This window comes from Streptococcus sp. SG1, from assembly GCF_030439935.1.
GTDB lineage: Bacteria > Bacillota > Bacilli > Lactobacillales > Streptococcaceae > Streptococcus > Streptococcus gordonii.
In genome coordinates, this window is record NZ_JAQFJC010000006.1 from 114,152 (window position 1) to 127,642 (window position 13,491).

The 13,491-nt window shown below is 39.5% G+C and carries 14 protein-coding genes and 1 other annotated feature; of the genes, 10 read left to right on the forward strand and 4 right to left on the reverse strand.

The features are described from left to right. Positions 1-2 precede the first annotated feature (2 nt). Together PCY06_RS06550 and ppdK are read right to left on the reverse strand one after the other, a co-directional pair. Positions 3-410 carry a DUF6556 family protein gene (locus tag PCY06_RS06550; RefSeq protein WP_082307754.1) on the reverse strand — a complete coding sequence of 136 codons (408 nt, stop codon included), beginning with the start codon at positions 408-410 and terminating at the stop codon, positions 3-5. A gap of 291 nt (positions 411-701) precedes the next feature. After that, positions 702-3,323, reverse strand: a complete 2,622-nt coding sequence (ppdK, locus tag PCY06_RS06555; RefSeq protein WP_082307753.1) for a pyruvate, phosphate dikinase — start codon at positions 3,321-3,323, stop codon at positions 702-704. A gap of 234 nt (positions 3,324-3,557) precedes the next feature. Here ppdK and PCY06_RS06560 point away from each other — a divergent pair, with 234 nt between their 5' ends. From PCY06_RS06560 to PCY06_RS06605, 10 genes are all read left to right on the forward strand, one after another. After that, positions 3,558-4,196 carry a CBS domain-containing protein gene (locus tag PCY06_RS06560; protein ID WP_012000270.1) on the forward strand — a complete coding sequence of 213 codons (639 nt, stop codon included), beginning with the start codon at positions 3,558-3,560 and terminating at the stop codon, positions 4,194-4,196. Positions 4,197-4,198: 2 nt separating this feature from the next. Continuing rightward, the gene (locus PCY06_RS06565; protein WP_082307752.1) at positions 4,199-5,011 is read left to right on the forward strand and encodes a pyruvate, water dikinase regulatory protein; all 813 of its coding nucleotides are present in this window, start codon (positions 4,199-4,201) and stop codon (positions 5,009-5,011) included. 55 nt (positions 5,012-5,066) lie between these two features. Next, positions 5,067-6,977, forward strand: coding sequence for a fructose-1,6-bisphosphatase (locus tag PCY06_RS06570; RefSeq protein WP_082307751.1), 1,911 nt, complete (start codon positions 5,067-5,069; stop codon positions 6,975-6,977). Between the two features lie 99 nt (positions 6,978-7,076). After that, positions 7,077-8,219 (forward strand): cysteine desulfurase family protein, encoded by a 1,143-nt coding sequence (locus tag PCY06_RS06575; protein ID WP_082307750.1) that lies wholly within the window; start codon positions 7,077-7,079, stop codon positions 8,217-8,219. Between the two features lie 3 nt (positions 8,220-8,222). Further along, positions 8,223-9,437 carry a tRNA uracil 4-sulfurtransferase ThiI gene (gene thiI / locus PCY06_RS06580; RefSeq protein WP_061595826.1) on the forward strand — a complete coding sequence of 405 codons (1,215 nt, stop codon included), beginning with the start codon at positions 8,223-8,225 and terminating at the stop codon, positions 9,435-9,437. Between the two features lie 281 nt (positions 9,438-9,718). Continuing rightward, on the forward strand, positions 9,719-10,111 hold the full coding sequence (locus PCY06_RS06585; protein ID WP_225791200.1) for a hypothetical protein: 393 nt from the start codon (positions 9,719-9,721) through the stop codon (positions 10,109-10,111). Positions 10,112-10,217: 106 nt separating this feature from the next. Continuing rightward, positions 10,218-10,305 (forward strand) — a sequence feature (ribosomal protein L21 leader region). A 37-nt stretch (positions 10,306-10,342) separates the two neighbouring features. Then, positions 10,343-10,657, forward strand: coding sequence for a 50S ribosomal protein L21 (rplU, locus tag PCY06_RS06590; protein WP_009754237.1), 315 nt, complete (start codon positions 10,343-10,345; stop codon positions 10,655-10,657). 15 nt (positions 10,658-10,672) lie between these two features. Continuing rightward, positions 10,673-11,017, forward strand: coding sequence for a ribosomal-processing cysteine protease Prp (locus PCY06_RS06595; protein ID WP_012000277.1), 345 nt, complete (start codon positions 10,673-10,675; stop codon positions 11,015-11,017). Positions 11,018-11,034: 17 nt separating this feature from the next. Next, positions 11,035-11,328 carry a 50S ribosomal protein L27 gene (gene rpmA / locus PCY06_RS06600; RefSeq protein WP_003032879.1) on the forward strand — a complete coding sequence of 98 codons (294 nt, stop codon included), beginning with the start codon at positions 11,035-11,037 and terminating at the stop codon, positions 11,326-11,328. 165 nt (positions 11,329-11,493) lie between these two features. Beyond that, a complete protein-coding gene (locus tag PCY06_RS06605; RefSeq protein WP_082307749.1) occupies positions 11,494-11,799 on the forward strand; it encodes a rhodanese-like domain-containing protein in 306 nt (101 codons plus the stop codon). A 59-nt stretch (positions 11,800-11,858) separates the two neighbouring features. Here the strand turns inward: PCY06_RS06605 and PCY06_RS06610 are convergent, their stop codons facing one another. Together PCY06_RS06610 and PCY06_RS06615 are read right to left on the reverse strand one after the other, a co-directional pair. Beyond that, entirely contained in the window at positions 11,859-12,386 is a 528-nt protein-coding gene (locus tag PCY06_RS06610; protein WP_008808966.1) for a hypothetical protein, read from the reverse strand. Between the two features lie 229 nt (positions 12,387-12,615). Continuing rightward, a complete protein-coding gene (locus PCY06_RS06615; RefSeq protein WP_082307748.1) occupies positions 12,616-13,428 on the reverse strand; it encodes a Cof-type HAD-IIB family hydrolase in 813 nt (270 codons plus the stop codon). Between the last annotated feature and the right edge of the window lie 63 nt (positions 13,429-13,491).

Consider the following 13,491-nt stretch of genomic DNA (forward strand, 5'->3'; position numbering starts at 1 on the left):
TTTTATTGTTGATTTTCCTGCTCGCTACTACTAGCACTTGTCTCAGCCTGGCTAGAAGAAGTAGTGTCATTACTTGAAGAACTTGAACTGGTCTCCGTACTAGTTGCAACTGAACTCTCTTGTGTGGAGGTCTCAGTGGCCTCAGAAGTAGATGCAGTAGTCGTCTCTTTTTCGACTTCCTTGATGATAGTAGTCGTTTGAGCAGAAGAACTGGTCTCTGATTTCTTTTGATCATTGGACTTCATTGCATTCATAATAGTAATAGTCGCTGTGATAATACCCAGAACACTACCAATCAAGGTTAAGGTTTTCTGAAAAGCAGATAGGCCTTTTTTGATATGGCGCCCAGCTTTTCCAGTTTCCTGATTATCTTTATTTGTTTTCTTATTTTGACGAGAATAGTTGGTCATAATGTTTTTCAAACTCCTTTGCAAAAACTAAATATGAATTCAAGTTCATTTCATATTTTCCATTATACGTCTTTTATTTTAAAATGTCTTAAAAAAATAAAAATTTTATATTTGAAAACGCAGTCAGTAGGTTTTTTCTTTCATCTCTAGTCGAGAAGTTTTATGATAAGAGATGTCTGGGTAAACTTTCAAAATAATAAAAGAAATCCTGCTTAGGGAAACGTGGCTTTTATCATAAAGTGAGGCTGGGAATTCTTTGTCCCAGCCTCTTTTAAATACCCATAAAGAATTTTAATTTTTTCCCTCTTGTAGAACAGCTTGCGCAACGGCAAGTCTAGCTGCAGGGACCCTATAAGGCGAACAGGAAACGTAGGTAACCTCGATATCCTGGAAGAAAGAAATAGAAGCAGGATCTCCGCCAACCTCACCACAAATACCAATGGATAGATTTGGTTTTACTTGGCGAGCCTTGCTGACTGCAATTCTCATTAACTCTCCAACACCATCCTTATCAATATTTTGGAATGGATCGGATGAGAGAATGCCCTTCTTTTTATAATGGCCAATAAATTTTCCTATATCATCCCGAGAGAAACCAAAGGTCATTTGAGTCAAGTCGTTGGTTCCAAAACTAAAGAAATCAGCTTCCTGAGCCAGCTTGTCTGCGGTCAGACAAGCGCGTGGTAATTCAATCATAGTACCAATTTCATATGGGAAGGGCTTTTGTTCATACTCATTGAAGAGACACTGGATATGTTCATTTAGATATGATTTAACAAAGTCCAGTTCTTTTTTATCTGTTATCAAAGGGATCATAATTTTTGGCTTGATTTTAAGTCCTTCTTGATGCAGTCTAATGGCACTACTAAAAATAGCCTCAGCCTGCATTTTGTAAATTTCTGGCTGAGTAATTCCCAGACGGCATCCCCGATGTCCTAGCATAGGGTTACTTTCCTGCAAGTTCTCGATTTGACGGGCTAACTTTTCTGGTGACTTGTGCAATTTTTCGGCTAAAAGCTTGATTTCCTGAGGATCCTTAGGCAAAAATTCATGCATTGGTGGATCTAAAAGGCGAATAATCATCGGTTTATCCTGAATTGCTTGGAACATTTGGTAGAAGTCTTCTTCTTGGAAATGTAAAAGTAGCTTGAGGGCTATCTTAATCTCCTCTTCGTTGTCAGCGAGAATGAGGCGACGCATTTCTAGGATCCGGTCTTGACCAAAAAACATATGTTCAGTACGGGCCAGTCCAATCCCTTGAGCACCAAATTTCATAGCTGTTTCCAAATCTTTGACAGTCTCAGCATTTGCTCGAACTTTCAGACGAGCAACTTCATCAGCCCAAGAAAGCAGACGCTGTAGATCTTGATTATTTTCAACTAGGACGGTTGGGATTTCTCCGCTATAAATGAAACCTGAACTACCATCAACAGAAATGATATCTCCTTCAGTAAGGGTAAGACCTCCACATGAAAGTGTCTTGCATTCCTCGCGAATGCTTAGTTCTCCACATCCAGCGACACAGCAGGTTCCCATTCCTCTAGCGACAACGGCTGCATGAGAGGTCATACCACCTTGACTGGTTACAATAGCTTGGCTGACCACCATCCCTTCAATATCTTCTGGAGAAGTTTCCTGTCTGACTAAAATAACTTTTCTTCCCAGATCATGTAGTTCTTTAGCTCGATCAGCTGTAAAGACTATTTCACCAGTAGCAGCTCCAGGACTGGCTGGCAACCCTTGTGCTATGAATGAAGCTTTTTCCAATGCTGTATCTTCAAAGACAGGATGAATGAGCTGACTAATAGACGCAGGAGATACTCTTAAGAGGGCATCATTTTTACTGATAATACCTTGGTCTACTAAATCTAAAGCGATTTTTAAAGAGGCTTTAGCTGTCCGTTTACCATTTCTAGTTTGTAAGATATAAAGTTTCCCTTTCTCAATAGTAAATTCAATGTCCTGCATGTCTTTATTGTGGTTTTCAAGAATACTAGCATAGTTTTTAAAGGCTTTATAAGCTTGAGGCTGAGCTTTTTCTAAGGCAGCAATAGGTTCCGGAGTCCGTATGCCAGCGACTACATCTTCTCCTTGGGCATTCAATAAAAATTCCCCGAATAATTCAGCTTCACCACTAGCAGGATTTCTAGTAAAACAGACTCCAGTTCCACTATTTTGATCACTATTTCCAAAAACCATGGCTTGAACGTTTACGGCTGTTCCCAAATCATGAGAAATATGATTTAAATCACGGTAAATTTTAGCACGATTATTATTCCAGGACTTAAAAACAGCTTGAATAGCAGCATAAAGCTGATCTATTGGATTTTCTGGGAAATTCTGATTTTCATTATGGTAGATTTCTTTATATTGCTTAACCAAGTCTTGGTGCTCGGCTATTGAGAATTCTTTAATACTTTTATTTTGATTTTTCTCAACGTTTTCTAATAAAGTATCAAAAAGTTCTTTAGGAATTCTATATACAACGTCTGCAAACATTTGAAGAAGACGCCGGTAGCAGTTGTAGGCAAAGTCAGGATTAGTCTGTTCGGCTAATATTTGTGTCCGATGATCATTGAGCCCGAGATTCAAAATGGTATCCATCATTCCTGGCATGGAGAATTTTGCACCGCTACGAACGGAGACTAAAAGCAAGTCAGAGTTCTCTCCATTAAAAGATTTATTTGTTTTCCTCTCAAGAAAAGTAATCGCTTTCAAAATATGATCTTTTAAAGAGGAATCAAAGAAATCAGGATTTTCGAGAAACTTGATGCAGCTTTCTGTAGTAATGGTAAAACCGGGAGGAACAGGCAATCCCAAATTGCTCATCTCTGCTAAATTGGCTCCTTTTCCGCCAAGGAGAGCTTTGTCATTCGCACTTCCTTCCTCGAAGGAATAAATCCATTTTGTCATATCTGCCTCCAAATTAATTTAATATGTGTCATATTAAAAGACAAATTCATTATAATATACATCATATATACTTGTCAAATAAAAAACATGGAGGTTTTTTATTGACATATTTAATTTTTTTGATATAATGTGTAACAAAAATGATGATTATATAATAACTTTTAATTTAAATATGCCAAGAATATCCATTATTTATTTTTATCATTTATTGAATACAGAAAGGTTTTATGTTAATTGAAATTAAGCGAACGACAAAAGAAAATTGTAGAAATTGTTAAAGTTCAGCAGCCTTTGAGCGGTGAGAAAATATCGGAGCTACTGGATATTTCTCGGGCGACATTACGATCAGATCTTTCCTTTCTAACCTTGGTTGGAATTTTAAAGGCCACTCCGAAAGTTGGTTACACGTATTCTGGCACTGATCTTGAAACACTTTTCTTTTTTGATACTTTTCGAAAAGAAGTAGCAGAGATTATGACTTCTCCAGTCTTGGTAAGCCATGATTCTTATATTCAGGATGCTATTATTACTCTTTTTATGTATGATGCAGATGTTCTCTATGTCATCGATGAAGAAAAGCTTCTCCTTGGAATTATGTCGCGTAAAGATCTTCTGAGGGCTTCACTCAATTCTAATATCAATAGTACACCTGTAGCAGTTTGTATGACCAGGATGCCACATATTAAAACATGTCACAAGAATATGAATATTTTAGAAGCAGCTGCCCTCCTACAAGATTATGCTATAGATTCATTGCCAATAGTGGACGAGGAGAATGAGCGTAAAATTTTAGGAAGCGTGACCAAGTCAGCCTTGTTGGATTATATTATTCAGCAAGCTCGAAGCGCTGAGGTGAATAGAGAAGAGGAATAAATATGAAAAAAGAAATGATTGTTTATAGTGTTTCAGATTCATTAGGTGGGACTTCCCAAAAGTTGCTATCAGCAGTTACGGCTCAATATCCAGATATCATTTTTAATAACAGCTATCGTTTTCCTTTTATTAACAAGGAGGAGGAACTGTTAGATATTTTGCGTGATGCCATCAAGGATGATGCCCTGGTTATTAGTACTCTGGTTGATGGAAAGCTAGCCTCTGTAGCTAGAGAGTTTAGTCAGGCTCACGGTCTGTCCTATTTGGATTTGATGCATCCATTTTTTGAAATTATCAAGGAAAAGACTGGAACTGACCCGATTGAAGTGCCTGGGACCCTTCATCGTTTAGATAGCGAATACTTTAATAAAATTTCAGCCATTGAATTTGCGGTTAAATACGATGATGGTAAGGCACCACAGGGATTTTTAGATTCAGATATAGTCCTGTTGGGTGTTTCTCGCACGTCGAAAACACCTCTTAGCATTTACTTGGCTAATAAAGGGTACAAGGTTTCAAATCTTCCTTTAATCCCAGAAGTTCCTCTGCCTCAGGTTTTGGAAAAAGTTGATTCTCGCCGTTTAATTGGTCTTGTGTGTGAGCCAGAAAAACTAGCGGAAATTCGTAGTCACCGTCTGGACTCTTTAGGCTTGACCCAAGAAACCAGCTATACAGATCTGGAAAAAATTTATCAGGAATTGGACTACTCTAAAACCGTATTTAAAAAATATGGAGCTCAGATCATTAATATGTCAGATAAATCAATTGAAGAGACAGCTTTCTTGATCGAAGAGCATTTAAAGAAACTGAACTAAGCGAATGAAGAGTTAACTGTTTTTCATAAATAGGTTAGAGCGTTGGAGGGCAGATATGGAGCAATATAAGCGTATTTTACTGAAAGAATTTGACTCTCGGCAAAAGGTTATTACAGAACTAACCAACCTTGAAGCAATTTTAAACCTTCCTAAGGGGACAGAGCTTTACATCAGTGATATTCATGGAGAATACGAGGCTTTTGACTATATTTTAAGAAGCTGTGCTGGTATTCTTAATGAAAAAATTAAGGATTGCTTCGGGGATTCTTTATCACAAGATGATAAAAACAGACTATCAGCTTTGGTTTCCTATCCAGAACTTGTCTTGAAAGAAGGCAATAAAAGCAGAGACTGGTATAAGGACACCATCCCTCAGCTGTTAAGCTTACTGGTCTTTGCAGCAGCCAAGTACAGTCGCTCCAAGCTTAGAAAGGCCTTGCCCCCTCAATATGCCTATATCATTGAAGAATTGGTTTATAGTGATACCGCTTTAGCGGATAAAAAATCTTACTTCGAAAATATTCTGTCTTATGTCATTGAGCTACGCGAAGCTGTTCCTTTTATTCTGGGGATATCTGGAAGTATCCGTCGCTTATTGATTGACCACTTGCATGTGGTGGGAGATATTTATGATAGAGGGGCTGGTAGTCCTCAAGTCATGGATGAACTCTTGCATTTTCATTCTTTAGACATTCAGTGGGGAAATCATGATATTATTTGGATGGGAGGCTTTTTCGGCTCTAAAGCCTGCATGCTCAATGCCTTGCGTATTGCAGCACGCTATGGTTATCTGTGGGATATCGAAAAGGCGTATGGCTTAAATCTTCGAGCCTTAACGCTATTTGCGGATAGAACCTATAAGGCCAATCCTAAGTTTAGACCTATTCTGGGACATAGAGAAGATGATTTCACTGCAGAAGAAATTTTACAGTTGGAAAAGGTTCATCAAGCTCTTACCATAATACAGTTTAAGCTAGAAAGTCAATTAATAAAAAGACGCCCTGAGTTCCAGATGGAGGACCAGGTTACCTTGGATAAAATTGATTACTGGGAAGAATGTCTGACGATCGATGATAAAAAACATCCTTTGATTAATACTTGTTTTCAAACTATTGATCCAACAAATCCATCAGAATTAAGTCCAGAAGAAGTGCAAGCAGTTGACAGTATGTTGGCTTCCTTCCAAGAATCACTCAAGCTGGCTGAACATATCAACCTGCTCATGAAAAAGGGTTCAATGTATAAGATTTACAACCAACATTTGCTCTTTCATGGCTGTATTCCTCTTGAACCTTCTGGAGAGTTTCAACCTCTTATGATTCATCAAGCGCATTATGTAGGAAGAGAATTGCTGGATTTCTTTGAATACCATATTCGCCAAGCAGCAAAGAATAAGGAAATCGGCGATGATTTTTCGACAGACTTAATTTGGTATTGTTGGAGAGGCAAATTGTCCCCTCTATTTGGGAAAGATAAGATGACCACTTTAGAACGTTATTTTATCGAGGATAAGGAAACCCACAAGGAAGTGGAAAATTCTTATTTTTCTTATCGTAATTCTGAGAAAATTTGTCAGTTGATTTTAGAAGAATTCGGCCTCTTTTCTCAGGAGTCTAGAATGGTCAATGGCCATACTCCAGTCAAGACAGGCAAGGGAGAATCTCCTATTCGTGGTGGTGGCTTGCTCTTCGTCATTGATGGTGGTTTGTGTGAAGCTTACCAAGAAAAGACAGGGACAGCAGGATATTCTTTGCTGAATAATTCTTACGGTTTTCAACTGGTAACCCACCAGCCCTTCCAAAATGCTCAAAAGGTAGTAGAGGCACCTTTTGCCCAGACTTCTTTAAAGAAAGTTATTGAAAATGTTGAACAGCGAACTCTGATTAAATCCACTAGTATCGGTCAAATATTGATGGCTCAGCAACAAGAACTTTTTGCTCTGCTACATGAATTTTACGACTTTTAAAACATACCCTAGATTCTTCTTGAATTTAGGGCTTTTTCTTTCTTGTTCCTGTTTCTCTTTCGTGTTACAATAGGAGTATTGAATTTTAGAGGAAAGAACATGATTTATTTAGATAATTCAGCGACAACAAGACCTTATCCTGAGTCTTTGGCCACTTACACAGAGGTTGCTTCTAAAATCTGGGGAAATCCTTCCAGTCTGCACAGTTTAGGCAGTCAGGCAACCCGTCTCTTAGAAGCTTCTCGTAGGCAAATTGCAGAGCTTTTGGGCAAGTCTTCGTCGGAGATTTTTTTTACGTCTGGAGGGACAGAAGGAGACAACTGGGTGCTTAAAGGAGTTGCTTTTGAAAAGATTCCCTTTGGAAAACACATCATCGTATCTAACATTGAGCATCCCGCGGTCAAAGAATCAGCTATTTGGCTACAGAGTCAAGGCTATGAAATAGATTTTGCGCCAGTTGATAAGTCTGGTTTTGTTGATGTAGACAAGCTAGCGGAGCTGATTCGACCAGACACCACTCTGGTATCAGTCATGGCAGTCAATAATGAAATCGGCAGTATTCAGCCCATTCAGAAAATATCCGAACTGCTAGCAGATAAGCCAACTATCTCCTTTCATGTGGACGCTGTACAAGCTGTTACGAAGATTCCGACAGCTACTTATCTGACGGATCGCGTGGATTTTGCGACTTTCTCCAGTCATAAATTTCATGGTCTTCGGGGCGTAGGCTTTGTCTATATCAAGTCTGGGAAGAAAATCACTCCCCTCTTGACCGGTGGAGGCCAGGAGTCGGACAAGCGTTCAACGACGGAAAATTTAGCTGGCATTGCAGCGACAGCCAAAGCTCTGCGTTTGTCCATGGAAAAGCAAGAAGCATTTGCCCAGCGGACGGCTCAGATGAAGAAGATTCTTCTTGAAGAACTGCAGAAATATCCAGATGTGGTGATTTTCTCAGACATGGGAGATTTTGCGCCTCATATACTGACCTTTGGTATCAAGGGAGTGCGTGGCGAAGTTGTCGTTCATGCATTTGAAGACTACGAGATTTATATCTCGACTACCAGCGCTTGCTCTTCTAAGGCTGGAAAGCCAGCAGGAACCCTAATCGCTATGGGGGTTGAAAAGTCTATCGCTCAAACGGCTGTCCGTATCAGTTTGGATCTTGACAACGATATGAGCCAGATGGAGCAGTTTTTGACAACTTTTAAAATCATTTACGAAAAAACTAGAAAAGTAAGGTAAACAATGCATTATTCAGAAATTATGGTACGCTACGGTGAGCTCTCAACCAAGGGCAAGAACCGCATGCGCTTTATCAACAAACTCAAACGCAATATCCAATCAGTCTTATCAATCTATCCGCGGGTTCATGTCAAGGCTGACCGTGACCGCACTCATATCTATCTGCATGGAACAGACTATCAGCCGGTCGCTGAATCACTCAAGCAGATTTTTGGGATTCAGAATTTCTCTCCATCTTATAGGGTTAAAAAGTCTGTACCAGCCTTGATTGAAGCTGTTCAAACCATCATGAAGCAAGTCTATCAGGAAGGCATGACCTTTAAGATTACCAGCAAGCGCAGTGATCACAGCTTTGAGTTAGATAGTCGCGAGCTTAACCAGACTCTGGGAGACGCTGTTTTTATGGCCATTCCTAATGTTCAGGTCAAGATGAAAGCGCCGGATATTGAGTTGCGTGTCGAAATTCGTGAAGAAGCGGCCTATATCTCCTATGAGACGATTCGTGGTGCTGGGGGACTGCCAGTCGGTACTTCAGGAAAAGGCATGCTCATGTTGTCGGGTGGGATTGACTCACCAGTGGCTGGTTATCTGGCTCTCAAGCGTGGTGTAGATATCGAGGCGGTTCACTTTGCCAGTCCTCCATACACCAGTCCAGGTGCGTTGAAAAAAGCTCAAGATTTGACACGAAAACTGACCAAGTTTGGTGGCAACATCCAGTTTATCGAAGTTCCTTTCACAGAGATTCAAGAGGAAATCAAGGCCAAGGCTCCTGAAGCCTACCTGATGACCCTGACTCGTCGCTTTATGATGCGTATTACGGATCGGATTCGGGAGGAACGGGGGGCTCAAGTCATTATCAACGGAGAAAGCCTAGGTCAGGTAGCTAGTCAAACTATCGAGAGTATGCAGGCTATCAATGCTGTAACCAATACACCGGTTATCCGTCCAGTCGTGACCATGGACAAGCTGGAAATCATTGAGATTGCAGAAAAAATCGATACTTTCCAAATCTCTATCCAGCCATTTGAAGACTGCTGTACCATTTTTGCACCAGACCGGCCTAAAACCAATCCGAAGATCAAGAATGCGGAGCAGTACGAAGCTCGCTTAGATGTTGAAGGTTTGGTAGAGCGTGCCGTTGCAGGCATCATGATTACTGAGATCAGACCACAAGCAGAGACTGATGAAGTTGACGAGCTGATTGAGGAGCTGTTGTAAGAGTATAGAAGTAGCTTTTTACTAAAAGAATCTGGGATTATATCCATTGATGCTGAAGATAAAAGGGGATATTTATGAATGAGTGGGATTACTTCTTGAGTGGGCTCATACGAGCATTGTCTTGGAGAGATGGGCAAGATAATGCTTTGCTGTTTGGAATACCCAGTTAGACTTATTTACTTGGTCTCTTAGTTCATTTCCAGATTTTCCTAAGCTTGTATGCTTTCTTATTTTGGGGATATCATAAAGATATTAAGAAATCTGGCTCTATCAAGAAGTCCATGAGAAATAAATGGAATACCATACGTGAAAGCCAAAAAAGTAAAGGCAGAGCTAGATTTGTTACAATAACAGGCCTTTTTCTAATATTTTTTATCTTTCCTGCTTATGAAGGCTATCGAATTTCAAATGGTATTTGGCGTTATCATTATTTTACTAATCAGATAACCGAGCTAAAAACGGCTTTAGTTACTGGTGTTGATACCGAGACCGGAGGAAGTAAGTCTACTTATTCTCGTATTACCTTTACTATTAACGTTGATGGGAAAGAGCGAGAGGTTAATGTTTCAGATAGTAATAAAAGTCTTGCCAGATCAGCTAAAAAACATTTAAAGCCTCCGATAGATATTGAGGTTCATGTTAATCAAGAAGGGCAGATTGTATATTTGAAATAAAAGGAAGTATAGAATGAGGATATTTAGTTGAAAATCCGTTTTCATTGGGTAAAAAGGCTTGTCAAAAGGGAAGAGAAGTGCTATACTTAGAGAGTTGACTATGCACGTTCCTGTGCAACCGCACGAACATCGTTGCTCACATAGTGAGTATAAAGTGGTTCGTCCCACGATGCTAGGCGAGTCTTCACAAAAATACGGGGGAAACCCCAAAAAAATCATAGGAGGTGCATAATGAGCACATACGCAATCATTAAAACTGGCGGAAAACAAGTTAAAGTTGAAGTTGGTCAAGCAATCTACGTTGAAAAATTGAACGTTGAAGCTGGTCAAGATGTTACTTTTGACGAAGTTGTTCTTGTTGGTGGTGAAAAAACTGTTGTCGGAACTCCACTTGTTGCCGGAGCTACTGTTGTCGGAACTGTTGAAAAACAAGGTAAACAAAAGAAAGTTGTTACTTTCAAATATAAACCTAAAAAAGGCAGTCACCGTAAACAAGGTCACCGTCAACCATATACTAAGGTTGTCATCAACGCGATCAACGCTTAATTTTCAGGAGAACACATGATACACGCAGTCTTTGAGAGAGCTGAGGATGGCGAACTGAGATGTGCAGAGATTACTGGACACGCCGGAAGCGGCGAATACGGCTTTGATGTCGTGTGTGCATCGGTTTCGACGCTTGCCATAAATTTTGTCAATTCAATTGAAAAATTTGCGGGCTATGAACCGACCTTAGAATTAAACGAAGATCAAGGTGGATTCTTACGGGTTGAAATCCCAAAAGATATTGCACCGAACCAGAGAGAAATGACTCAGCTTTTCTTTGAATCCTTTTTCTTAGGAATGGCAAACCTATCGGAGAACTCATCAGAGTTCGTCCAAACAAGAGTTATCACAGAAAACTAACACGGAGGAAAAACATTATGTTAAAAATGAATCTTGCTAACTTACAATTATTCGCCCACAAAAAAGGTGGAGGTTCTACATCTAACGGACGTGACTCACAAGCGAAACGTCTTGGTGCTAAAGCTGCTGACGGTCAAACTGTTACAGGTGGCTCAATCCTTTACCGTCAACGCGGTACTCACATCTATCCAGGTGTAAACGTTGGCCGCGGTGGAGACGATACTTTGTTTGCAAAAGTTGAAGGCGTAGTTCGCTTTGAACGCAAAGGACGCGATAAAAAACAAGTTTCTGTTTACCCAATCGCTAAATAAGGTTATAAAACCACTAAACAAAAGGCTTTCTGAGAAATCAGAGAGCCCATTTTTTGTTTTGCTAGCTGTATTTTAATAAGTAAGATGATGGGGGAAACCGTTTCCTTGACTTTAAAGTATTGAAATGATTGAATAGAATTGAAAAAAAGATTATTAGGAGGGAATATGTTCCATTTTTTTACAAAAGTTGAAAGTATTTCAACGGCAGAATTAGAGAAAAGGTTGAAGACGAATATTAAGTTACTGGATGTTCGAACTCCATCTGAATATAACAGAGGGCATATCAAGGGAGCCCTAAATATTCCTTTAGGGCAAATCGAACGCTATTCGCAGTCAAAAGAAGAGAAGCTTTATGTGATTTGTCACTCAGGTGTTCGTAGCAGATTAGCAGCGAAAAAGCTTAAAAAGAAAGGCTATGATGTTGTGAATGTTTCTGGAGGCATGATGTCTTGGAAAGGGGATGTCGTTTAAAGTAAGTCAATAAAAAACTCTTTGCCAATTTTTAATGAATGGCAAAGAGAAGGAGTCGCTTATTTGACTGTTGTAGGGATGATATCTTTAGTTTTTCCAGAATGAGCAATCACACGATATTCGTTTGGTTTTGTTTCGTATTGGAATGCAATGGTTGTGGTGTCGTCTGGTAATTTTTGTGCAATGTCAGCAATAGTCTGACGGAAACCTTGCAGGATTTGTTTGTCTTCTTCTGTGGCAGTATTATTATCAAAAGCAGCCATCATTTCCTTAGTACCAGCAGCTGTATCACCTTTGATAGAAGCTGTAATGACGGTATGTCCATTCGGGAAAGCTTCGTCTTTTACATCTTTTTCAACTTTAATATCAAAATCTTTAGAATTTCCATTTGGATCAAATATTGATTTCAGCTCATTGATAACATCTTCTTGAGAAGTACCAGCTGATTTGCTTTTTTTGGCAGTAGATACTGATGAAGTGACTTCTGAAGAAGATGATGAAGATGTTTCTTCAGTCGATTTCGCAGAGCATGCAGCTAAGACGATAAATGATAGGGCAGTTAAACTATAGAGTGAAATTTTCTTCATAGATTCCTCCTGGAAAGGTTAAGGTTATATTATTCTCTTATAACTGGAAAACAGTATCAAGAAATAAATTGTAGATATATTGTAACCAACGCTAAGCCAGTCGTCAAGCGACTTTCAGGCTTTTTAGGCAACTTGAGTAAAAAATCATATAAAGGATATAAGAACTACAGATGAACATAGAAAAAAAGTAGATGATGACCTACCTTTTTGGTTGGTCTCGCCTACTTTTTTAGTTTAGAAGATATTTTTCAATAGCTTTTGCTACCCCATTTTCGTCATTGGAGTCAGTGACGTCATTAGCAAGCGATTTAACATAGTCGCTTGCATTTCCCATGGCAATACCTAGACCTGCGAATTTAAGCATTTCAAGATCGTTGTTGGCGTCGCCAAGAGCCATGATTTCCTCTGCTTGGATGTCTAATTTTTGGGCTAGTTTTTCTAATGCAAATGCCTTGGTGATACCTGCTGGCATAACTTCATAAATCACATCCTGTGAGCGTACACCGCTGAAATGCTGGCAGATATCAGAGGCATATTTTTCTTCAAAGAAATCGACTGTCTCTTTTTCAGCTAAGAACATGGCCTGGAACATCGTATACTTACCACTAACTGCCTCCTCAAGGCTGATTTCAGTGGGTGAGGTAAAAACATAGCCTGTGTCTCGAACCACGATAGGGCTTGGTGTCTCTCCGACAACGAAATAGTGTTCTTCGTCAAATAAGGTAAGTTGGATGGAGCTATCTTGGGTTAAGCTATAGAGGTAGTGGATATCTTGCTTATCCAAGGCGACTGAGTCTATTACCTTCCAATCACTGGTTTGGTGGATGGCACAGCCATTGTCAACAATCACATATTCATTCTCTTGAGCTAGGCTTAAAAGTTCATAATACGGTCGAACACCAAAAGGAGGCCGGCCTGTACAAAGGACCAGTTTCACACCAGCCTTTATAGCTTTATGGATGGCAGAGATATTTTCTTGGCTAATCTTTTTTTGAGAATTCAAAAGAGTTCCATCCATATCAAGTGCAAGTAATTTAATCATTATTTATCTCCAATATTAATCTGTGATAAGTATAGCATAATTTATTGAGAAAGTCTGAGTCTA

What these genes read in the sequence shown, in the direction of transcription:
- PCY06_RS06610 (WP_008808966.1), bottom strand. Translation starts at nt 12,386, where the DNA reads ATGAAGAAAATTTCACTCTATAGTTTAACTGCCCTATCATTTATCGTC.
- PCY06_RS06565 (WP_082307752.1), top strand. Translation starts at nt 4,199, where the DNA reads ATGAAAAAAGAAATGATTGTTTATAGTGTTTCAGATTCATTAGGTGGG.
- rplU (WP_009754237.1), top strand. Translation starts at nt 10,343, where the DNA reads ATGAGCACATACGCAATCATTAAAACTGGCGGAAAACAAGTTAAAGTT.
- ppdK (WP_082307753.1), bottom strand. Translation starts at nt 3,323, where the DNA reads ATGACAAAATGGATTTATTCCTTCGAGGAAGGAAGTGCGAATGACAAA.
- PCY06_RS06550 (WP_082307754.1), bottom strand. Translation starts at nt 410, where the DNA reads ATGACCAACTATTCTCGTCAAAATAAGAAAACAAATAAAGATAATCAG.
- PCY06_RS06595 (WP_012000277.1), top strand. Translation starts at nt 10,673, where the DNA reads ATGATACACGCAGTCTTTGAGAGAGCTGAGGATGGCGAACTGAGATGT.
- rpmA (WP_003032879.1), top strand. Translation starts at nt 11,035, where the DNA reads ATGTTAAAAATGAATCTTGCTAACTTACAATTATTCGCCCACAAAAAA.
- PCY06_RS06570 (WP_082307751.1), top strand. Translation starts at nt 5,067, where the DNA reads ATGGAGCAATATAAGCGTATTTTACTGAAAGAATTTGACTCTCGGCAA.
- PCY06_RS06585 (WP_225791200.1), top strand. Translation starts at nt 9,719, where the DNA reads ATGAGAAATAAATGGAATACCATACGTGAAAGCCAAAAAAGTAAAGGC.
- thiI (WP_061595826.1), top strand. Translation starts at nt 8,223, where the DNA reads ATGCATTATTCAGAAATTATGGTACGCTACGGTGAGCTCTCAACCAAG.
- PCY06_RS06575 (WP_082307750.1), top strand. Translation starts at nt 7,077, where the DNA reads ATGATTTATTTAGATAATTCAGCGACAACAAGACCTTATCCTGAGTCT.
- PCY06_RS06615 (WP_082307748.1), bottom strand. Translation starts at nt 13,428, where the DNA reads ATGATTAAATTACTTGCACTTGATATGGATGGAACTCTTTTGAATTCT.
- PCY06_RS06605 (WP_082307749.1), top strand. Translation starts at nt 11,494, where the DNA reads ATGTTCCATTTTTTTACAAAAGTTGAAAGTATTTCAACGGCAGAATTA.